1 protein-coding gene is annotated in these 420 nt (G+C 65.2%); it reads left to right on the top strand.

The window, feature by feature from the left end; all coding sequences use genetic code 11:
* The coding region (locus CBF90_RS16540) for an AAA family ATPase (RefSeq protein ID WP_141097220.1) at positions 1-420 on the top strand (420 nt) is incomplete at both ends.

Raw genomic sequence — 420 nt, 5'->3', positions numbered from 1 at the left:
CATCAACGTCGTGCCGTTCCTCATCATCCTTGCCCTGTTCATCTGGATGATCAACGCTGCCCAGGGTATGGGCGGTCGCGGCGGCGTCATGGGATTTGGCAAGTCGAAGGCCAAGGTGGGTGCCAAGGACACCCCCAAGACGACTTTTGCCGATGTTGCCGGCTGTCAGGAGGCCATCGAGGAGCTGCAGGAGATCCGCGAGTTCCTCTCCGAGCCCGAGAAGTTCCGCGCCGTCGGCGCCAAGATCCCCAAGGGCGTCCTCCTGTACGGCCCGCCCGGAACCGGTAAGACCCTCCTGGCCAAGGCCGTCGCCGGTGAGGCCGGCGTGCCCTTCTTCTCCATGGCCGCCTCCGAGTTCGTCGAGATGTTCGTCGGCGTGGGCGCCTCGCGCGTGCGTGACCTGTTCGACCAGGCCAAGGA

Source organism: Microbacterium sp. AISO3, assembly GCF_002204305.1.
Classification (GTDB): Bacteria; Actinomycetota; Actinomycetes; order Actinomycetales; family Microbacteriaceae; genus Microbacterium; species Microbacterium arborescens.
Note: the sequence above shows the minus strand (reverse complement) of the source record. Positions and strands in the feature narration are given on the sequence as shown.